This window comes from Roseococcus suduntuyensis (assembly GCF_014196305.1).
Taxonomy (GTDB): Bacteria; Pseudomonadota; Alphaproteobacteria; order Acetobacterales; family Acetobacteraceae; genus Roseococcus; species Roseococcus suduntuyensis.
This window is the reverse complement of the sequence record NZ_JACIDJ010000001.1, coordinates 339,503-358,292: the sequence shown is the minus strand read 5'-3', so window position 1 is coordinate 358,292 and position 18,790 is coordinate 339,503. Positions and strand designations below refer to the sequence as shown.

Annotated in this window: 14 protein-coding genes; 12 read left to right on the top strand and 2 right to left on the bottom strand. The window is 72.1% G+C overall.

Annotated features, from left to right (window positions below; genetic code table 11):
* Nucleotides 1–7 precede the first annotated feature (7 nt).
* The 9 genes from GGQ83_RS01625 to GGQ83_RS01585 all read left to right on the top strand — a co-directional run bounded on the left by GGQ83_RS01625 (nucleotide 8) and on the right by GGQ83_RS01585 (nucleotide 11,943).
* Nucleotides 8–1,933, top strand: a complete 1,926-nt coding sequence (locus GGQ83_RS01625) for a type VI secretion system Vgr family protein (RefSeq protein WP_184381850.1) — start codon at nucleotides 8–10, stop codon at nucleotides 1,931–1,933.
* On the top strand, nucleotides 1,933–2,535 hold the full coding sequence (locus GGQ83_RS01620; RefSeq protein WP_184381849.1) for a DUF6931 family protein: 603 nt from the start codon (nucleotides 1,933–1,935) through the stop codon (nucleotides 2,533–2,535). The genes GGQ83_RS01625 and GGQ83_RS01620 overlap by 1 nt, the downstream gene beginning before the upstream one ends.
* A gap of 1 nt (nucleotide 2,536) precedes the next feature.
* Entirely contained in the window at nucleotides 2,537–2,833 is a 297-nt protein-coding gene (locus tag GGQ83_RS01615) for a PAAR domain-containing protein (protein WP_184381848.1), read from the top strand.
* Between the two features lie 82 nt (nucleotides 2,834–2,915).
* The gene (tagH, locus tag GGQ83_RS01610) at nucleotides 2,916–4,502 is read left to right on the top strand and encodes a type VI secretion system-associated FHA domain protein TagH (protein WP_184381847.1); all 1,587 of its coding nucleotides are present in this window, start codon (nucleotides 2,916–2,918) and stop codon (nucleotides 4,500–4,502) included.
* Between the two features lie 33 nt (nucleotides 4,503–4,535).
* A complete protein-coding gene (gene tssK / locus GGQ83_RS01605) occupies nucleotides 4,536–5,879 on the top strand; it encodes a type VI secretion system baseplate subunit TssK (protein ID WP_184381846.1) in 1,344 nt (447 codons plus the stop codon).
* A gap of 10 nt (nucleotides 5,880–5,889) precedes the next feature.
* Nucleotides 5,890–7,263: a type VI secretion system protein TssL, long form gene (gene tssL / locus GGQ83_RS01600; protein WP_184381845.1), complete on the top strand. Its 1,374-nt coding sequence runs from the start codon at nucleotides 5,890–5,892 to the stop codon at nucleotides 7,261–7,263.
* Nucleotides 7,263–10,739 (top strand): type VI secretion system membrane subunit TssM, encoded by a 3,477-nt coding sequence (gene tssM, locus GGQ83_RS01595; RefSeq protein ID WP_184381844.1) that lies wholly within the window; start codon nucleotides 7,263–7,265, stop codon nucleotides 10,737–10,739. The genes tssL and tssM overlap by 1 nt, the downstream gene beginning before the upstream one ends.
* The gene (gene tagF, locus GGQ83_RS01590) at nucleotides 10,739–11,251 is read left to right on the top strand and encodes a type VI secretion system-associated protein TagF (protein ID WP_184381843.1); all 513 of its coding nucleotides are present in this window, start codon (nucleotides 10,739–10,741) and stop codon (nucleotides 11,249–11,251) included. Before tssM ends, tagF begins: the two co-directional genes overlap by 1 nt.
* Entirely contained in the window at nucleotides 11,248–11,943 is a 696-nt protein-coding gene (locus GGQ83_RS01585; protein WP_184381842.1) for a PP2C family protein-serine/threonine phosphatase, read from the top strand. Before tagF ends, GGQ83_RS01585 begins: the two co-directional genes overlap by 4 nt.
* A gap of 40 nt (nucleotides 11,944–11,983) precedes the next feature.
* Here the strand turns inward: GGQ83_RS01585 and GGQ83_RS01580 are convergent, their stop codons facing one another.
* Together GGQ83_RS01580 and tssH are read right to left on the bottom strand one after the other, a co-directional pair.
* Nucleotides 11,984–12,463: an Hcp family type VI secretion system effector gene (locus tag GGQ83_RS01580; RefSeq protein WP_184381841.1), complete on the bottom strand. Its 480-nt coding sequence runs from the start codon at nucleotides 12,461–12,463 to the stop codon at nucleotides 11,984–11,986.
* A 236-nt stretch (nucleotides 12,464–12,699) separates the two neighbouring features.
* Nucleotides 12,700–15,330: a type VI secretion system ATPase TssH gene (gene tssH, locus GGQ83_RS01575; RefSeq protein ID WP_184381840.1), complete on the bottom strand. Its 2,631-nt coding sequence runs from the start codon at nucleotides 15,328–15,330 to the stop codon at nucleotides 12,700–12,702.
* Between the two features lie 149 nt (nucleotides 15,331–15,479).
* Here tssH and tssA point away from each other — a divergent pair, with 149 nt between their 5' ends.
* From tssA to tssC, 3 genes are all read left to right on the top strand, one after another.
* On the top strand, nucleotides 15,480–16,598 hold the full coding sequence (tssA, locus tag GGQ83_RS01570) for a type VI secretion system protein TssA (protein WP_184381839.1): 1,119 nt from the start codon (nucleotides 15,480–15,482) through the stop codon (nucleotides 16,596–16,598).
* A 177-nt stretch (nucleotides 16,599–16,775) separates the two neighbouring features.
* Nucleotides 16,776–17,285 (top strand): type VI secretion system contractile sheath small subunit, encoded by a 510-nt coding sequence (gene tssB, locus GGQ83_RS01565; protein WP_184381838.1) that lies wholly within the window; start codon nucleotides 16,776–16,778, stop codon nucleotides 17,283–17,285.
* A 4-nt stretch (nucleotides 17,286–17,289) separates the two neighbouring features.
* Nucleotides 17,290–18,783 (top strand): type VI secretion system contractile sheath large subunit, encoded by a 1,494-nt coding sequence (gene tssC / locus GGQ83_RS01560; RefSeq protein ID WP_184381837.1) that lies wholly within the window; start codon nucleotides 17,290–17,292, stop codon nucleotides 18,781–18,783.
* The last annotated feature ends 7 nt before the right edge of the window (nucleotides 18,784–18,790 follow it).

The window sequence follows — 18,790 nt, the reverse complement described above, 5'->3', positions numbered from 1 at the left end:
GCTGGAGATGACCCAGACCAGCCGGCTTCTGAGCATCAGCACCGCGCTGGGGCCGGATGCGCTGGTGCTGCGCCGCCTGTCGGTGCGCGAGGCCATCGGCGCGCCCTTCGCGCTGTCCGCCGAGGTCATCTCCACCGAGATGGACCTCGCGCCCTCCGCCCTCATCGGCAAGCCCGTGACCTGCACCGTCACCACGGGCCATGTGGCCCCGCGGCATTTCCACGCCATCGTGCGGAGCTTCTCGCGCCTGGGGCCCTATGGGCGGGGCCTCGCCTCCTATGTGATCGAGGCGGTGCCGACGCTGTGGATGCTCTCCCGCACCGGGGATTGCCGCATCTTCCAGGACAAGTCGGTCAAGGACATCGTGGGCACGATCCTGGGCGAGCACCAGGTGGCGCCGGTGCGCTGGGGTGGCTCGGTGCCCACCACGCCGCGCGGCTATTGCGTGCAGTTCAACGAGACTGACCTCGACTTCGCCCAGCGCCTGCTGGAGGAGGTGGGCTGCGGCTATTTCTTCGAGCACACGGACAGCGCGCACACCCTCGTCATCGGCGGCGCCAATGCCGACTACCCGCTGGTGCCCGGCGACCCCCAGGTGATCCGGCCCGATGCGGATGTGATGGGCGCGTTGACCGAATGGCGCCCCGTCTCCGCGCTTCGGCCCGGCAAGATGAAGCTGGACGACCATGACGGGCTGAACCCCTCCCGCCTGCTGGAGAAGGAGGCCGCGACGGTGCTGACCTCCCCGGGTGCCACGGGTTTCGAGATCTACCAATGGCCCGGCGGCACCGCGGCGCGGCCCGACGCGGACCCCGCCAAGCTCGGCATGGAGGGGTATGAGGCCGGCGCGGACCTCGTCTCGGCCTCGGGCAATGACCCCACCCTCTTCGCGGGCGGGCGGGTGCGCGTGCTGCACGGGCTGGACGCCACCTCGCCGCTGACCTGGCTGCTGAACGAGGTGGTTCACGAGGCCTATGACGAGACGCAGCTCGCGGGCGATGGCACCGCGGGCTATTCCAGCCGCCTGGTGCTGATGGCGGCCGACCGGCCCTGGCGCCCCGCCGCCCCGCGCCCGCGCCCGCCCATGCCCGGCGTGCACAGCGCCATCGTCACCGGCGCGCAGGGCGAGGAGATCCATTGCGACGAATACGGCCGGGTGAAGGTGCATTTCCTGTGGGACCGCGCGGGCCCGCGCGACGATGCCTCCTCCTGCTGGGTGCGGGTGGCGCAGGGCTTCGCCGGCGCCTGGGGCGGGTCCTGGACCTTGCCGCGCGTGGGCGACGAGGTGCTGGTGGCCTTCGTCAGCGGCGACCCCGACCGGCCCGTCATCATCGGCAGCGTCTACAACGCCGAGCAGAAGCCCATCTACGCGCTGCCGGCCAACAAGACGCAATCAGGCTTCAAGACGCGCTCCAGCAAGGGGGGAGGGCCGTCCAACTTCAACGAGCTGCGCTTCGAGGACAAGAAGGGTTCGGAGGAGATCCACGTCCAGGCCGAGAAGGACATGACGCTGCTGGTCAAGAACGACCGCACGGAGACGATCAGGCGCCACCGCACCGAGACGGTGGACGGCAAGCACACCGAGACGGTGAAGCTCGACCGCGGCGCCACCATCACGCAGGGGAATGAAAGCCTGCTGGTGAAGATGGGCAACATGGACACCAAGGTCTCGATGGGGAACCAGTCCACGCTGGTGGAACTGGGCAACATCTCGACCAAGGCGAGCCTCGGCAAGATCGAGATCGAGGCCATGCAGTCCATCACGCTGACCTGCGGCGGCAGCAAGATCCACATGACGCCCATGGGAATCGAGCTGGAGGCCATGATGATCACGGTGAAGGCGTCGTTGAGCCTCGAGACCTCCGGCGTGATGGTCACGCACAAGGCGAATGGCATCATGACCATCCAGGCGCCGCTGGTGAAGATCAACTGATGGCCGCCCCCCCCGACAAGACGCCCCCCGACAAGATGGCGGTGCCGCTCGAACCCCTGCTGCTACGCCTCGAACTGGATGAGGCCGGGCAGGAGGCCCTGCAGGGCCTGGCCGATGCCACGGCGGGCGTGGCGCGGCTGGTCGCGCTGGAACGCCACAGCGACGCCGCGCGCCTCGCCGCCCATGCCCTGCCGCGGCGCGAGGCGGTGTGGTGGGCCTGCATGTGCGCGCGCGCCATCCCCGACCCCGGCCGCCAGCCGGTGGACGAGGCCGCGCTGCTGGCCGCCGAGGCCTGGGTGCGCTGGCCGGAGGAGGCGACGCGCCGCGCCGCCATGGCGGCCGCCGAGGCCGCCGCCTTCCGCAGCGCGGAGGCCTGGGCGGCGGTGGGCGCCTTCTGGTCGGGCGGCAGCATGGCGCCCGAGGGCCAGCCCGTGGTTCCCCCGGCCGAGCATTTGACGGGCGTGGCCGTGGCCGGCTCCGTCGTGCTGGCCGCCGTGCGCGCGCGGCCCGAGCGCGGGCCCGCGCGGCTGCTGCGCTTCGTGACCTCGGCGCGCGACATCGCGGCCGGGGGGGCGGGGCGGCTGGAACCGGAAGGGAACTGACATGCCACCGGCCTCGCGCATCACCGACATGCACGCCTGCCCCATGTCCACCCCGGCGCCGGTGCCGGTGCCGCATATCGGCGGCCCGGTGCTGACCGGCATGCCCACCGTGCTGACCGGCGGGCTGCCCCAGGCGCGCATCACCGATCTGTGCATGTGCGTGGGCCCGCCCGACGTGATCGTGAAGGGCAGCACCTCCGTGCTGGTGGGCAGCCTGCCCGCCGCGCGCATCGGCGACAGCTGCGCGCATGGCGGCGCCCTGGTCATGGGCTGGCCCACGGTGCTCATCGGCGGTTGAGGAAAGCACCGCGCCTACCACCGCGCGCTTGACGGCCGCCCGCCACGGCATGCCTACTGCGGCACGAGGGGAGGGTCGGGCAATGGTGCTGGTGCTCTCGGTTTTGCGCTGTCCCGACCAGGCCGTGCCCGAGCAGCGGCAGGTGCCCGGCGGGGAATACACGCTCGGCCGCGGCGCGGAATGCGACTGGCCGCTGACCGACCCCGACCGGGTGCTGTCCAAGCGGCATTGCGCGCTGGAATACCTGGCGGGCGGCTGGCAGCTGCGCGACCTCTCGACCAACGGCACCTTCGTGAATGGCGCGGCCGACCCGGTGGGGCGCGACCAGGTGCGCCCGCTGCGCGATGGCGACCGGCTGCGGCTCGGCGCCTATGAGATCGAGTGCCGGGTGGTGGAGGAGGCCGGCTTCGGCGAGGCGCGCTGGGCCAGCGCGAGCGCCCTGCCGGACCCGATGGCGCCACCGCCGCCCTCCGACATTTTCGCGGCACCCCTGCCCGGCCTCGGGCCGGCCGGCGGCACCCCGGCCGGGGGCGCGCCGCTGCTGCCCTCCGACTTCGACCCCTTCGCGCCCGACGCGCCCAGCCACAGCCTGCCCGACCACAGGCCCGGCACGCAGGACGTGTTCGTCCCGCCCCGCGCCACCCTGCCGGACCTGCTGCCGGAGGATTGGAACACCCCGCCCGCGCCGCCCCGCGCGCCCGATCCCACCGACCCCTTCGCGCATCTGCCCGACCCTTTCGCCGACGCGCCACCGCCGGCCGCCCCTCCCGCGCGCCCCCTGCCGGACCCCTTCGCGCCAACCGCCCCCGCCTTCGGCGCGCCGTTGCCGGGCCTGACGCCCGCGCCCCCGCCCCCGCCCTTGGCGGACCCTTTCGCCGAGGCCCCGCCGCCCGCCTTCACCGCGCCGCTGCCCGGGCTTGGCCCCGCGCCGGCGCCCTTGCCGGACCCCTTCGCGGAAGCGCCGCCGCCGGCCGCTGCCCCGCCGTCGGACCCTTTCGCGGAGCCGCCGGGCTTCGCCCCCGTCGCGCCGCCGCCACCCATGGCCCCGTCGGCACCCGCCCCGCCGCCCGCCGCGTCACCCCTGGCAATGCCGGGCACCGATGGCAGCCTCCAGGCCGCGCTCGAGATCCTGCTGCGCGGCGCGGGCCTGCCCCCCGCCGCCCCGGGCACCGACCCCGCCGCCGCCCTGGCCCAGGCGGGCGAGGCGCTGCGCGCGGCGGTGGGCGGGCTGCGCGCCCTGCTGATCGCGCGCGGCGATGTGAAGCGCGAATTCCGCATCGAGCAGACCATGCTGCGCGCCGCCGGCAACAACCCGCTGAAATTCGCCGCCACCGACGAAGCGGCGCTCCAGGCCCTGCTGGCCCCGCGCGGCGGGGGCCCGGCCGCGGTGCGCGAGACGGTCGAGGACCTCACGGCCCACCAGCTTGCCACCATCGCCGCCACACAGGCCGCCGCCCGCGCCCTGCTCGCGCGCCTCGCCCCCGCGGGGCTGGAGGCCGAGCAGCCCACGGGCGGCATTTCCCTGCCCGGCGCGCGCGAGAAGCGCCTGTGGGAGGCGTATCGGCGCCTGCACCAGCAGGTGCATGACCAGTTCGAGGATGATTTCGACAGCGCCTTCGGCAAGGCCTTCGCACGCGCCTATGAGCAGGCGACGCGCGGCGGCCGCTGAGCGACGTTTTTTTCTGGAGGTCCGGCAGGCGGCATGGCGTGGAATGACAAGGTCGTCTGGCAGGAGGGCATGTTCCTCCGCGCCCAGCACTTCCAGCAGCAGGACCGCTATTTCGAGGCGCTGCTCCAGGCGCGCGCCGCCCCACTGCGCCCGCACCCCTGGGGCATCACGGAACTGGCGCTGGACCGCGACCTTCTCGCTGCCGGCAAGTTCGCGTTGTCCAACGTGGCCGGCATCCTGGAGGACGGCACGCCCTTCGCCATCCCGGGCAGCGCCGACCAGCCGCCGCCGCTCGACCTGCCGGAGGGCACGCGCAACCAGGTGGTCTATCTCGCCCTGCCGGTGCGCCAGCCGGGCAGCCCCGAGGTGGCCGCCGGCGTGGAGGATGGCGCGGGCCGCGCGCGCTACGGGCTTTCCGCCTTCGACGCCTATGACACGCATTCCGATGCCACCCTGCCGGCGCAGCTGGCGCTCGGCCGCCCGCGCCTGCGCTTCATGCTGGAGGGCGAGGAACGCGCGGGCTTCACCTGCCTCGGCCTCGCGCGGATCGTGGAGGTGCAGGCCGACCGGCGCGTGGTGGTGGATGACCGCTTCATCCCGCCCTGCCTGCGCGCCTCGGCGGTGCCGCCGCTGGCCAACATCCTCTCCGAACTTGTGGGTATGCTCGGCCAGCGGGCCGAGGCGCTGGCCGCGCGCCTGTCGCAGCCCGGCGCGCGCGGCGTGGGCGAGGTGGCGGATTTCCTGCTGCTCCAGGCCATCAACCGCAACCTGCCGCTGCTGGCGCACTACGCCGATGCGGGCCTGGTGCATCCGGAGGAGCTGTTCCGGGTGCTGGTGCAGCTGGCCGGCGAACTCGCCACCTTCACCGCGCCCGACAAGCGCGCCAGCGCCTATCCGGCCTATCGGCATGATGACCTGCAGCGCAGCTTCGCGCCCGTGATCGCGGATTTGCGCCGCAGCCTCTCGGCCGTGCTGGAGACGACGGCCGTGGAAATCCCGTTGCAGGAGCGCAGCCACGGCGTGCGCGTGGGCCCCATCCTGGACCGCAACCTGCTGCGCGGGGGGCAGTTCGTGCTGACCGTGATGGCCGACATGCCGGCCGAGAACACCCGGCGCCTCTTCCCCAACCAGGTGAAGATCGGCGCGGTGGAGCACATCCGCGAACTGGTGCATGTGGCGCTGCCCGGCATCATCGTGCGGCCTTTGCCCGTCGCGCCCCGGCAGATCCCGTTCCACGCGGGCGCCGTGTATTTCGAGCTGGACCGCGGCTCGCCCCATTGGCAGCAGATGCAGACCAGCGGCGGCTTCGCGATCCATGTCTCGGGGGATTTCCCCAATCTGCGCCTGAGCCTCTGGGCCATCCGGGCGGATCGGTGAGGAGGCGGCAATGAGCGACAACCCCTTCGGCGAACCGGACGACGCGGATCGCACTGTGATCCGCGGCACGGGCGGCGCCGCGCCCCCGCCCCGCGCCGCCACCCCGCCGCCGATGCCCACGGGAGCCGCGCCGCGCGCGCAGCCCCTGGCGGGCGAGGCCGAGGCGCTGCCGCGCGTGGGGCCGGGGCCGCTGGCCGCCGCCGCCTCGCCCCTGCTGGAAATCCTGGCGCGCGTGGCAAATGCGGGCCTGGCCGGCGCCCCCAATCCGGAGGAGCTGCGCGAACGCGCGCTGCGCGCCTTCCGCCAGTTCGAGGCCGATGCGAAGGCGACCGGCGCCAGCGCCGAGGAAATCCGCGCCGCCCACTACGTGCTCTGCGCCGCGCTGGATGATGTGGTGCTGGCCACCCCCTGGGGCGCGCAATCCGCCTGGTCGGTGAAGTCCATGGTGTCGAGCTTCCACCAGGAAACCCGCTCGGGCGAGCGCGTCTTCGACGTGCTGACGGCCATGATGAAGGACCCCGGCCGCTTCAAGGGCACGCTGGAACTGACCTATCTCGCGCTCTCGCTGGGGCTGCAGGGGAAGTATCGGCTGATGCCGCGCGGCGCCGCCGAACTCGACCGCGTGCGGGAGGGACTCTACCAGCTTCTCGTGCAGATCCGTGGCGAGTGGGAGCGGGAACTCTCGCCGCGCTGGCGGGGCGTGGATGCGCCGCATCGCGGGCCCTCGCGTTCCGTGCCGGCCTGGGTCGCGGGCACCTTTGCCTTGGCCGCCCTGGGCGGCGGCTGGTGGTGGCTGGGCGGCGGTCTGGGCGCGGCGGCGGACGGGCTCTATGCCCGCATGGCGGCCCTGCCGCCCGGCGCGCCGCCTTCCATTGACCGCACGGCGCCGCCCGTGCCGCCCGCGCCGCCACCACCCCCGCCGCCCACCGCCGCCCCGCGCCCCGACGTGGTGCCGGTGCTGCGGCGCTTCCTGGCCCCCGAGATCGCGGAACGGCTCGTCACCGTCGAGGCCGACGCGCAGCGCGTGATGGTGCGGCTGCGCAACACGGGCATGTTCCCCTCCGCCTCCGCCAGCGTGGAGCCGCGCTACCAGGACATCCTGCGCCGCATCGGCGAGGCGCTGCGCGAGGAACCCGGCCAGGTGCTGGTGCTGGGCCATTCGGACAACGTGCCTATCCGCACCGTGCGCTTCCCGAACAACCAGGCGCTGAGCGAGGCGCGGGCGCGTGACGCCATGCGCCTGCTGGTGGCCGCCAATGGCGATGCGTCGCGCTTCGCCGCCGAGGGGCGCGCGGAGGCGGAGCCGCTCGCGCCCAACACCACCGCCGAGGGACGTGAGCAGAACCGCCGCGTCGAGGTCGTGCTGCAAAGGGAGGCCCGGTGATGCGCGCCTTCGTCACCATCCCCGCCCTGGGCGCGCTGCTGGGCGTGATCCTGCTGGGCGTCGTCGCCTGGATTTTCCTGCCGCTGCTGGGCGAGGCCTTCGACAGCGTCTTCCTGCGCCTGCCCGTGGTGCTTCTGCTGCTGCTGGGCTGGGCGGGGTTCTTCTTCTGGCGTGGCCGCCGCGCCGCCGCGCGCGATGCGGGGCTGGTGGAGGCCGCCGCCGCGCCGGACCCGCAGGTGAAGCGCGACGCCGCCGCCGCCGAGGAAGAAGAAGCCCTCCGCGGCAAGCTGACCGAGGCGCTGGCCAAGCTGAAGGCGGCCACCGGCGGCAAGGGTGGGCACCTCTATGACCTGCCCTGGTATGTCATCATCGGCCCGCCCGGCTCGGGCAAGACCACGGCGCTGCTGAACAGCGGCCTGGAATTCCCGCTGGCCGAGGGCCGCGTGGCCGGCGTGGGCGGCACGCGCTTCTGCGACTGGTGGCTGAGCGAGCGCGCGGTGCTGATCGACACCGCCGGCCGCTACACCACGCAGGACAGCGACGCCGCGGCCGACAAGGGCGGCTGGGAACGCTTCCTCGACCTGCTGAAGAAGAACCGCCCGCGCCAGCCCTTGAACGGCGTGCTGGTGGCCTTCGGCGTGGACATGCTGGCGAAGCTGGACGCCACGCAGCGCGAGGCTCATGCGCGCTCCGTCCGCCGCCGCGTGAAGGAGCTGGAAACGCGGCTCGGCCAGCGCCTGCCCGTCTATTTCCTCGTCACCAAGAGCGACCTGCTGCCCGGCTTCATCGAGTTCTTCGACGACCTGGACAAGACGCAGCGCGAACAGGTCTGGGGCTTCACCTTCCCGCCGAGCGCGGCGCCCGAGGGGCTGGCCGCGCAGTTCGGCACCGAGTTCGCCGCGTTGCAAGAGCGCCTGATGGCCCGGCTGATCGAGCGTTTGCAGAATGAGCGCGGCCCGGCGCAGCGTTCGCTCATCGCGGGGTTCCCGGCGCAGTTCGCCTCGCTGGAGGGGGCGTTGTCCGCCTTCGTGCAGGCGGCCTTCGGCGGATCGAAGCTCGACCCCGCGCCCTTCCTGCGCGGCGTCTACTTCACCTCGGGCACGCAGGAGGGCACGCCGCTCGATCGGCTGGCCGGGGCGCTATCGCGCTCCTTCGGCCTCGACCCCGCGCGGCCCGCGGGCATCATGGGGCAGCGGGGCCGCGCCTATTTCCTGGGCCGCCCGCTGCGCGAGGTGGTGTTCAACGAGGCGCGCCTCGCCGCCAACGACACAGGCGCCGAGAAACGCCGGCGCCTGACGCAGATCGGCGCCTGGGCGGCCGCGCTGCTGCTGGTGCTGGGCGGCGGCGCCTGGGGATGGATGGCGAGCGGCACGGAAGAGGCCCGCAATGCCCGCCTCGCCACGGCCGTCACGGCGGCCGAGCAGGCGGGCGCCGGCGCGCCGCTGGACCGCGTGACCAGCCCCGACCTCGCGGGCGTGCTGGGCTATCTGGAAGCCGCGCGCGCCCTGCCGCCCGCCGCCGCCGGGCCGGGGCCGGGCCTTGGGCTCAGCCAGGAGGAATTGCTGGAGCAGGGCGCGCAGAGCGCCTATCGCCGCGCGCTGGACCGCGTGCTGCTGCCCCGCCTGCTGGCGCGGCTGGAGACGCAAATCCGCGAGGGCATCCAGCGGCCGGAATTCCTCTACGAGGCGGTGCGCGTCTATCTCATGCTGGGCCGCCAGGGGCCGCTCGACCGCGCCCTGGTGCGCGAATGGTTCGCGCTCGATTGGCAGACCACCTTCCCCGGCGCGGTGAACCAGCCGGGGCGCGAGGCGCTGTCGCGGCACCTCGATGCCATGCTGGCCTCGCCGCTGGCGTCCTATCCGCTGGATGGCGCGCTGGTGGACCAGGCGCGGCGCGTCTTCTCGCGCCTGCCCATGGCGCAGCGCGTCTATGGCCGCCTGCGCCCCCTGGCCGAGAACGTGCCGGCCTGGACGCCCGCGCCGCATCTGGGCCCCGCCGGGCAGCGCTATTTCGTGCGGCCCTCGGGACGGCCGCTGACCGAGGGCGTGCCGGGCCTCTTTACCATCCGCGGCCTCTATACGGCGGTATTGCCGCGCCTGCCCCAGGCGGTGCTGGAAGCGGCCAGCGAAAGCTGGGTGCTGGGCCCCGAGGCCGCGACCGGCGGCGCGGGCGATCCGCGCCGGCTGGAGGCGGATATCCTGGCCCTCTACGCCGCCGACTACATCCGTGCCTGGGAGGCCCTGCTGGGCGACCTGATGCTGCCGCCGCTGACCAGCCTGAACGCCTCGGCCGAGGCGCTGAACCTGCTGGGCGCGCCCAATTCGCCCATGAAGGATTTGCTGCGGGCCATCGCGCGCGAACTCTCGCCCGGCACGGCGCCGGAGGGTGTCGCGGCGGCGCAGGGCGCGGCCGCGCAGGCGGCACAGGCCGCGGCGCAGGCGGCGGGGGCTGCGGCCTCGCGCCTCGCGGCCGCGGTGGGTGCGGCGGCGGGCGAGGGGGGGGCCACCCTCGTCGCCCGCGTCGTCGAGCCGCATTTCCAGCCGCTGCGCCACGCGGCCGGTGCGCCCCTCGATGGCGTGCTGGCGATCTTGAATGACCTCTATGTGCAGGTGGCGCGGCTGGCCAATGCGCCGCCGGGCACGGTGCTGCCGCCCACGCCGGGCCTCGACCCCGGGCAGCGCCTGCTGTCCGAAGCGCAGCGCCAGCCGGAGCCGTTGCGCTCCTGGCTCACCTCGCTGGCCCAGGCCACGCAGCGGGCGCGGGCGGGCGGCGCGCAGGCGGCCATCGCGGCGGGGGGTGCCGCGCAGCTCGGCCCCTTCTGCCGGGGGCTGGAGCAGCGCTTTCCCTTCCGGCGGGCGATGAACGCGCCCGACATGCCGGCGGGGGACTTCCTGCGGATGTTCGGCCCCGGCGGGCTGATGGACAGCTTCTTCGCCCAGAACATCCGCCCCTATGCCGATGTGACCCAGAACCCCTGGCGCCCGGTGGCGGCGGAGGGGCTGGCGCCGCCCATCTCGGCCGCCGACCTCGCGCAGTTCCAGCGCGCCCAGGCCATCCGCGAGGCCTTCTTCCCCGGCGCGGGCTCCACCGGCTTCCGCTTCCAGCTCATCCCGCAGGGGATCTCGGCGGCGGCGACGGGCGCGGTGCTGGAGGCCTCGGGCGCGCAGCACGCGCTGACCCCGGGCGGCGGCGGGCGGCCCATCGAACTGGCCTACCCGGCCGAGCACCCCGTCACGCTGCGCTTCGACCCGCCCTCCTCGGCGGGTGACCTCAGCTTCGACGGGCCCTGGGCCACGCTGCGGCTTGTGTTCCTGAGCCGCGTGATCGCCACGCGTGATCCGGACCGCTTCCGCCTGACGGTCACGCGCGGGGACCGCAGCGCGGAATTCCTGCTGGTGGCGCAGAGCAGCGTGAACCCCTTCGGGCTGCGCGAATTGCTGGAATTCCGCTGCCCCGCCTTGCCGGCCCCCAACTGATGGGAACCGGCCTGTTCGGCAAGCTTCCGGCGCATGGCGACTTCGTGCGCCGCGCCCTGCCGCGCGGCTTCACGGACCCCTGGGATGACTGGCTCTCGCGCGGGATGGAGGCGGCGCGCGCGTCGCTCGGCGAGGACTGGGCGGCGGCCTGGGACGCCACGCCGCCCTGGCGCTTTCGCCTCGCGCCCGGTGCCTGTGGCCCGCAGGCGGTGATGGGCGTGCTGGTCACCTCGGCCGACCTGGTGGGGCGGCGCTTTCCGCTGACGCTCGCCGCCGTGCTGCCCGCGGCCGCCTTGCCGGCGCCGCCCGAATGGTATGCGGCGCTGGAGGAGGCCGCGCTGGCGGCCCGCGTGGGCGGTCTGGACGCGGACGCGCTGGCCGCGCGCCTGCCCCCGGCCCCGCCGGACGACCCCGACGCGACGCTCGATGGGCGCAGCCTGTTCTGGAGCGAGGGCCTTCCCCCCCGGCCGATGCCGGCCGATTTCCTCTCCCTGCTGGCCGTGCCCGCATGAGCAGTTCCGCCGCCACCCATCCCGGCGCCGTGCGGCCGCGCAACGAGGACCAGGTGGTGGCGCGCCCCGATCTCGGGCTCTGGGCCGTGGCCGATGGCGCGGGCGGCCATGGCGCGGGCGAGGTGGCGAGCGGCGCCATCGCCGAGGCCCTGGAAGCGATCCCGCCCGGGCTGACGGCGGCCGAGATGCTGGCCCAGGTGCGGCTGCGCCTCGCCGCCGTACATGCCGCGCTGCGGGTGCGGGCGCTGGCGCGGGGGCCGGGCGGCATCATCGCCTCGACGGTCGTGGTGCTGCTGCTGCGCGGTGGGCATTTCGCGGCGCTCTGGGCCGGGGACAGCCGCCTCTATCTGCTGCGCGAGGGTGTGCTGCGCCGCGTGACGCGCGACCATTCGGCGGTGCAGGAGATGGTGGATTCCGGCCTGCTGGCGGAGGCGGAGGCCGAACGACACCCCCATGCCAACGTCATCACCCGCGCCGTGGGGCAGGAGGGGGAGGTGGTGCTGGACAAGGTGGCCGACCGCCTGCTGCCCGGCGACCAGTTCCTGCTGTGCAGCGATGGGCTGTTCAAGGACCTGCCGGAGGCGGGGTTGGGCGCCATGCTGTCGGCGGGGATGGAGGCGCCGGCCTTCATAGAGGCCGCATTGCGCGCCGGCGCGCGCGACAATGTGAGCGCGGTGGTGGTGCGCGTATGACCGATGCCGGGACGGGCCCGGCACCGGCCGCGCGCGGCGCTCAGGTCAGTTCGGACTTCGCGATGTCGTAGATCACGTGGCCCGTCGTCTTCGACTCGAACTTGTCGTTGATGTCGAGGTATTCGCTGTCGATCTTGGTGAAGTTCAGGCTGATGCTCTCGCTCGGCCGGTCGCCGCCGGAGGAGATGCTGTAGCCCGAGACCAGCGTGTCGGTCAGGATGTACTTCTGGAACGCGACATGCTTGCCGTTGTTGTCGGTCTGGGTCAGCTCGATCTTGGTGACCACGGCCTTCCCGCCGATCGCGGCCTTGAGGATGAGCGGCGAGGCGATGTCCATCGTCTTGGTGACGACGATCTCGCTGACGGAGGGGGCCGTCGCCTCGCGCTTGGAGCCGCCGCCCACGCCGGAGGAGATGCCGCGGCCCACGCCGAACTGGAAGGATTGCACCTCGATCCAGTCCTTGTGGGTGACCTGCGTGGTCTCCCCCTTGATGTCGCCCAGCTTCAGGAAGATAGCCATGTCGTTTCCACTCCGCGCGCCGCGCCCTTCGGGCCGTTCCTCACCCCGCGGCGGAGGGGTGGGACCGGTGGTTGGGTCGGCGGGCACATCCCGCCAACCGGAAAGTCACGCGCCAAGGACACCTCTCCGCCCGGGTCTTCCCGCGGAGGGCGGCTTTCGGCTCGCCATGGCCGGCACGTGTGCCATCACGGAGGATGGCACGGCGAACGGGCGCACCTGTCGAAGTTACAACAACTCTAGTCCAGGTTGTAGCTGAAACTGCCATCCGCCCCCAGCCCGACCGCGACACGGGAAATAGGCTGCCCCTCGGCCAGACGCGCGAGAATGCCGGCCGACAATTGGGGAAGCAATGTGCGGTTGAGGATATTCTCGATGTTGCGTGCGCCGCTCTCGACTTCGCGGCAACGCTCCACGATGGCCAGGGGCACGGCCTCATCCACTTCAAAGGCCACGCCATAGCTTTCGCGCACCCGCTTGCCGATACTGGCGAGCTTGAGGCCCACGATCTGCTTCAGCACATGGTCGGCCAACGGGTAGTAGATGACCACGTTGCAGCGGCCGAGGAAGGCGGGCTTGAACACCTTCAGCAAATCCGGGCGCAGCGCCTCCACCAGTTGCTCGGGTTCGGGCGCCGTGTCGGGGTCGGCGCAGAGCTTCGCGATGGTGTCGGTGCCGGCGTTGGACGTCATGATGATGACGCAGTTCTTGAAGTCGATGTCGCGGCCTTCGCCGTCCTTCATGTTCCCCTTGTCGAAGACCTGGTAGAACACGTCCTGCACGCCCGGATGGGCCTTCTCCATCTCGTCCAGCAGGATCACGCTGTAGGGCCGCCGCCGCACGGCTTCCGTCAGCACACCGCCCTCGCCATAGCCCACATAGCCGGGCGGGCTGCCCATGAGGGTGGCGACCTTATGCTCCTCCTTGAACTCGCTCATGTTGATGGTGGTAAGGTTCTGCTCGCCGCCATAGAGCAGGTCCGCCAGCGCCAGCGCCGTCTCGGTCTTGCCCACGCCCGAGGTGCCGGCCATCAGGAAGACGCCGATGGGCTTGCGCGGGTCCGCGAGGCCCGCGCGGTTGGTGCGGATGGCCTCCGCGATGGCGGCCAGCGCGTGGTCCTGGCCCACCACGCGGCGCATGAGCTGCTCCTGCAGCGTCAGCACGGACTTGATCTCGTCGCCCGCCATGCGGCCCAACGGAATGCCGGTCCAGGTGGCGACCACTTCCGCCACCGCCTGGCCGTCCACCACGGGGTGCACCAATGGCTCCTCGCCCTGCAGCGCGTGGAGTTCGTCCGTCACCTTCGCGAGTTCGGCGCGGGCGGCTTCGGTGTCATGGCCCTCGGCCGGTGCTTCGAGGCCCTCGCGCAGTTCGCGGATGCGGGTGACGAGGGCCTTCTCCTGCTCCCACCGCGTCTTCAGCGCTTCCAGTGCCGCCTCGACCTCGCCTTGTTCCTCGGTCAGCGCCGCGATGCGCTTCGCGTGGTCGCCGCCGGTGGCCGTCTCGCGCCCCAGTGCGGCCAGTTCCGTGGCGATCAGCGCGAGGCGCCGTGTGCGGTCCTCGATGGCGGCGGGAATGGCGGCCTGGCTCATCGCCACGCGCGCGCAGGCGGTGTCGAGCAGGGAGACGCCCTTGTCCGGAAGCTGGCGGGCCGGGATGTAGCGGGCGGACAGCCGCACCGTCTCCAGCACCGCCTCGTCCAGGATGCGCACGCCGTGGTGCTTCTCCAGCGTGGCGACGAGGCCGCGCAGCATGGCATTGGCCAGCGGCAGGGTGGGTTCCTCCACCTTCACCACCTGGAAGCGGCGGGTCAGCGCCGCGTCCTTCTCGAAATACTTCTTGTATTCGGCCCAGGTGGTGGCGGCGATGCAGCGCATCTCGCCGCGGGCCAAGGCGGGTTTCAGCAGGTTCGCCGCATCGTTCTGCCCGGCGGCACCGCCCGCGCCGATCAGCGTGTGCGCCTCGTCGATGAACATCACGACCGGCTGGGGCGAGGATTTGGCGGCGTCGATCACGCCCTTCAGGCGGTTTTCGAACTCGCCCTTCACGCCGGCGCCGGCCTGCAACATGCCGAGGTCGAGCGACATGACGCGCACCTTGGCCAGCGCATCGGGCACGTCGCCCTGGGCGATGCGCAATGCCAGCCCCTCGACCACCGCGGTCTTCCCCACGCCCGCCTCGCCCGTGAGGATCGGGTTGTTCTGTCGGCGGCGGGTGAGGATGTCCACCATCTGCCGGATTTCGGAATCGCGGCCGAGGATGGGGTCGATCTTGCCGGCCTTGGCCTGGGCCGTGAGGTCCGTGCAGAACTGCTCCAGCGGGCCGCCGGCGCGGGGCGCGCCCTCGGCCGGGGCGGCGGCGGCACCGGGCGCGGGGGCGCCGGCCTGGCCTGCCTCCTCGCTGCCCTTGGTGATGGCGTCCAGGTTGCGGCGCAGCGAATCGGGGGCGATCTTCAGCAGGCTGGGCGCGCTGTCCTTCACGGTGCGCGCCAACCCCTCATCGGCCAGCAGCGCGGCCAGCATGTGGCCGCTGCGGATGCGGCCCTGGTTCGCCTCCAGGCTGGTGATGAGCCAGGCTTCGCGCAGCCAGGCCACGATGTCGGGCGAAAGGCCGGGGGCGCGGCCATTGCCGGTGCGCATCTTGTCCAGCGCGCGCGTCAGCTCGGCCAGCACCGCGCCCGCCTCCACCCCCGCATCCTTGAGGATGGCGGTGACGTCGCTGCCCGGCGCCTCGACCAGCTTGAGCAGCACGTGCTCGGCTTCGACATTGTAGTGGGTGCGGGCCACTGTCAGGCCCAGCGCCGCCTCGAACTGGCGCCGTGCGACATCGGTCAGCCGCGCAACGAGGGATTTCAGGTCAATGGCCACCATGAAGCCCGTTCTCCTCCCGCCTTGGTTGCGGCTTGCAACCGGAGGCTAGGGGCAGGCCGCGCGGCCTGTCCAGCGGCGCCGTCGTTTCGGACATTCCAACGCCGCCCCGGCGAGGCTAGCCTGCCACCAAAGACAGGAGTGGCGAGGCGATGAGCGAGGACGTCGTGGATGTGGCGGCGCTGGTGGCGCCGCTGGAGGGCGGGGACGGCGCGGGGGAATTCCTGCGCGACGACAAGTCCGCTGCCTCGCTCTACTACCGGCTGCGGGACGCCATCTCCGGCGCGCGCGACGAGGACCGCGCGCGTGACAGCGAGGAGGGTTCGGAAGGCGCCGTCTCCGAGGGTTGGCGCCAGGTCCGCAAGCTGGGCGTGGAGGCGCTGACCGACCGCACCAAGGATTTCGAGGTGGCGGCCATGCTGACCGAGGCGCTGGTGCGCTTGGAAGGGCTGCGCGGCCTCACCGCAGGGGCCAAGGTGCTGACGGGGTTGCTGGAGCAGCACTGGGATGCCGGCCACCCCCTGCCGGACGAGGATGGGCTGGACGGACGTTCCTACCCCCTGGGCGGGTTGGATGGCGGCGACCGCGACGGCACGGTGATGCAGCCCTTGCGCCGCGTGGTGCTGTTCGAACGCCCGGGCGGCGGCCCGTTGACCCTGCACCAGTACGAAGCCGCGATGGAGACGGCCGGCATCGCCGACGAGGAGCGGCGGGAGCGGCGCTACGCCCAGGGCGTGCTGCCGCTCGACACCATCGAGACGGAGGCGAAGTTCCGCCGCGACGCGCTGTTGGCGCTGGTGGCGCAGGTGGAGGCGGCGCGTGCCGCCTGGCAGGCCTATGCCGAGCAGGCGGATGCGCGCTTCGGCATGGAGGCACCCTCCACCCGCCGCGTCAGCACCGTGCTGGAGCGTATCGCGGAGGTGGCCCGGCGGCTGCTGGGCCCTGCGGCGGAGGTGGCGGAGCCCGTGGCGTTCGAGGCGGCCGCGGCGGTGCCCGGTGCCGCACCCGGTGCCGGGCCGGCCCCCGCGATGGGCTTCGCCGTGCCCCCCGGCGCCGTGGCCTCGCGCGAGCAGGCCCTGGAGATGCTGGAGACGATCTCGGAGTTCTTCCAGAAGACGGAGCCGCATTCCTTCCTGGCCTACACCCTGGCCGACGCCGCGCGGCGCGGGCGCATGACGCTGCCCCAGCTCCTGGAGGAGGTGTTGCAGGACGAGACGGCGCGGACGGCCATGCTGACGGCGCTGGGCATCCGGCCCACGCCGCCGGAGTAGTCGCGCCGCAGGTTCATGCGGGCGGGCCGCGTCGCGGCTTCTCGTTGACGCCGCGAAGTTCTTCGACTTACGCTCGCCCCCGGGTTGTGGCCGTGCGCCGCGGCGCCACTCAAGCCCGGCGGGCACGGGCGTTCGAACACGAAGGCAGAGCCGGGGCCCCGGCGCCAGGGAGATGCCATGTCAGGCTCCGTTCACGACAAGCTGAACCGCGTGCGCAAGCCACGCGTCCACATCACCTACGAGGTCGAGACGGAGGGCGCCGCGATCGAGCGCGAGCTGCCCTTCATCGTCGGCGTCATGGGCGATTTCGCCGGCGACCCGGCGGAGCCGCTGAAGCCGCTCGCCGAGCGCAAGTTCACCCAGATCGACCGCGACAACTTCAATGATGTGATGGCGCGCATCGCGCCTGGCCTGAACATGAAGGTCGAGAACACGCTGGCCGGCGACGGCAGCGAGATGGCCGTGAACCTCAAGTTCAAGTCCATCGAGGATTTCGAGCCCGCCCGCGTGGCCGAGCAGGTGCCCGCGCTGAAGGCCCTGATGGAAACCCGCGCCAAGCTGCGCGACATGATGAGCAAGGTGGACAACTCGCAGCAGCTCGAAGAACTGCTCGACCAGGTCCTCCAGGACGATGCGAAGCTGAAGGCGCTCTCCGCCCAGCTCGGCCTCGACAAGCAGGAGGGTTGAGGCCATGAGCGGAACCCAGGGCGCACCCGGCGCCGCCGCGACCACCACCACGGAAGAGGGCGCCTCGCTGCTCGACCAGGTGCTGGGCGCCACCCGCCAGACCGAGCGCGACCGCGCGCAGGAACTGATCAAGGCACTGACCGAGGAGGCGCTGAAGGGCACCGTCACCTACAGCCGCAACCTGACGCAGACCTTCAACCGCGCCATCGCCGAAATTGATCGCAAGCTGTCCCAGCAGCTCAACGCGATCATGCATCATGAGAAATTCACGAAGCTGGAGGGCTCCTGGCGGGGGCTGCACCACCTCGTGATGAACAGCGAGACGGGCACCAGCCTCAAGATCCGGCTGCTCCAGGCCAGCAAGCGCGAGCTGAACCGCGACCTGACGCGGGCGGTGGAGTTCGACCAGTCCGGCCTGTTCAAGAAGATCTACGAGAACGAGTTCGGCACCCCGGGCGGCGAGCCCTATGGCGCGCTGATCGGCGACTACGAGTGGACCAACCATCCGGACGACGTCGAGACGCTGCGGCTGATGTCCAACGTGGCGGCGGCGGGCTTCTCGCCCTTCATCTCGGCGGCCGGGCCCGGCATGTTCGGCTTCAACGACTACCGGGAGCTGTCACGCCCGCGCGATCTGTCCAAGATCTTCGAGACGGCGGAATACGCGAAGTGGCGCAGCTTCCGCGACACTGAGGATGCGCGCTTCGTGACGCTGGTGCTGCCGCGCGTCATCGCGCGCCTGCCCTATGGCGCGAACACCAAGCCGATCGAGGAGTTCGCCTATGAGGAGGCGCCGTTCAACCCGGACGGCACCGCCAAGGCGATGGAGCACAACGAATACTGCTGGATGAACGCGGCCTATGTGCATGCCGCGCGCCTGACCGACGCCTTCGCCCAATATGGCTGGTGCACCGCCATCCGCGGCGCCGAGGGCGGCGGCAAGGTGACGAACCTGCCGGCGCACGTCTTCACCTCCGACGACGGCGACCTGGACACCAAGTGCCCGACCGAGATCGGCATCACCGACCGGCGCGAGGCGGAGCTGTCCAACAACGGCTTCCTGCCGCTCTGCCACTACAAGAACACCGACTACAGCGTCTTCTTCGGCGCACAGACCGTGCAGAAGCCCAAGAAGTATGACCGCCCGGAGGCCACCGCCAACGCGGCCATCAGCGCGCGCCTGCCCTACATCATGGCCACCAGCCGCTTCGCGCATTTCCTCAAGGTGATGGCGCGCGACAAGATCGGCAGCTTCATGGAAGCGAGCGACGTCGAGGCCTGGCTGAACCGCTGGATCCAGAACTACGTGAACCCGATGGAGGGCGCGGGCCAGGAATCGCGCGCCAAATATCCGCTGCGCGAGGCCAAGGTGGAGGTGAAGGAAATCCCCGGCCGCCCCGGTTCGTACAACGCGGTGGCCTATATGCGGCCCTGGCTGCAGATGGAGGAGCTGACCACCTCCATGCGGATGGTCGCGCGCATCCCGCAGAAGAGCTGAGCGGGCG

What these genes read in the sequence shown, in the direction of transcription:
- tagH (WP_184381847.1), top strand. Translation starts at nt 2,916, where the DNA reads ATGGTGCTGGTGCTCTCGGTTTTGCGCTGTCCCGACCAGGCCGTGCCC.
- tssA (WP_184381839.1), top strand. Translation starts at nt 15,480, where the DNA reads ATGAGCGAGGACGTCGTGGATGTGGCGGCGCTGGTGGCGCCGCTGGAG.
- tssH (WP_184381840.1), bottom strand. Translation starts at nt 15,330, where the DNA reads ATGGTGGCCATTGACCTGAAATCCCTCGTTGCGCGGCTGACCGATGTC.
- GGQ83_RS01625 (WP_184381850.1), top strand. Translation starts at nt 8, where the DNA reads ATGACCCAGACCAGCCGGCTTCTGAGCATCAGCACCGCGCTGGGGCCG.
- tssK (WP_184381846.1), top strand. Translation starts at nt 4,536, where the DNA reads ATGGCGTGGAATGACAAGGTCGTCTGGCAGGAGGGCATGTTCCTCCGC.
- tssC (WP_184381837.1), top strand. Translation starts at nt 17,290, where the DNA reads ATGAGCGGAACCCAGGGCGCACCCGGCGCCGCCGCGACCACCACCACG.
- tssB (WP_184381838.1), top strand. Translation starts at nt 16,776, where the DNA reads ATGTCAGGCTCCGTTCACGACAAGCTGAACCGCGTGCGCAAGCCACGC.
- tssM (WP_184381844.1), top strand. Translation starts at nt 7,263, where the DNA reads ATGCGCGCCTTCGTCACCATCCCCGCCCTGGGCGCGCTGCTGGGCGTG.
- GGQ83_RS01620 (WP_184381849.1), top strand. Translation starts at nt 1,933, where the DNA reads ATGGCCGCCCCCCCCGACAAGACGCCCCCCGACAAGATGGCGGTGCCG.
- GGQ83_RS01585 (WP_184381842.1), top strand. Translation starts at nt 11,248, where the DNA reads ATGAGCAGTTCCGCCGCCACCCATCCCGGCGCCGTGCGGCCGCGCAAC.
- tssL (WP_184381845.1), top strand. Translation starts at nt 5,890, where the DNA reads ATGAGCGACAACCCCTTCGGCGAACCGGACGACGCGGATCGCACTGTG.
- tagF (WP_184381843.1), top strand. Translation starts at nt 10,739, where the DNA reads ATGGGAACCGGCCTGTTCGGCAAGCTTCCGGCGCATGGCGACTTCGTG.
- GGQ83_RS01615 (WP_184381848.1), top strand. Translation starts at nt 2,537, where the DNA reads ATGCCACCGGCCTCGCGCATCACCGACATGCACGCCTGCCCCATGTCC.
- GGQ83_RS01580 (WP_184381841.1), bottom strand. Translation starts at nt 12,463, where the DNA reads ATGGCTATCTTCCTGAAGCTGGGCGACATCAAGGGGGAGACCACGCAG.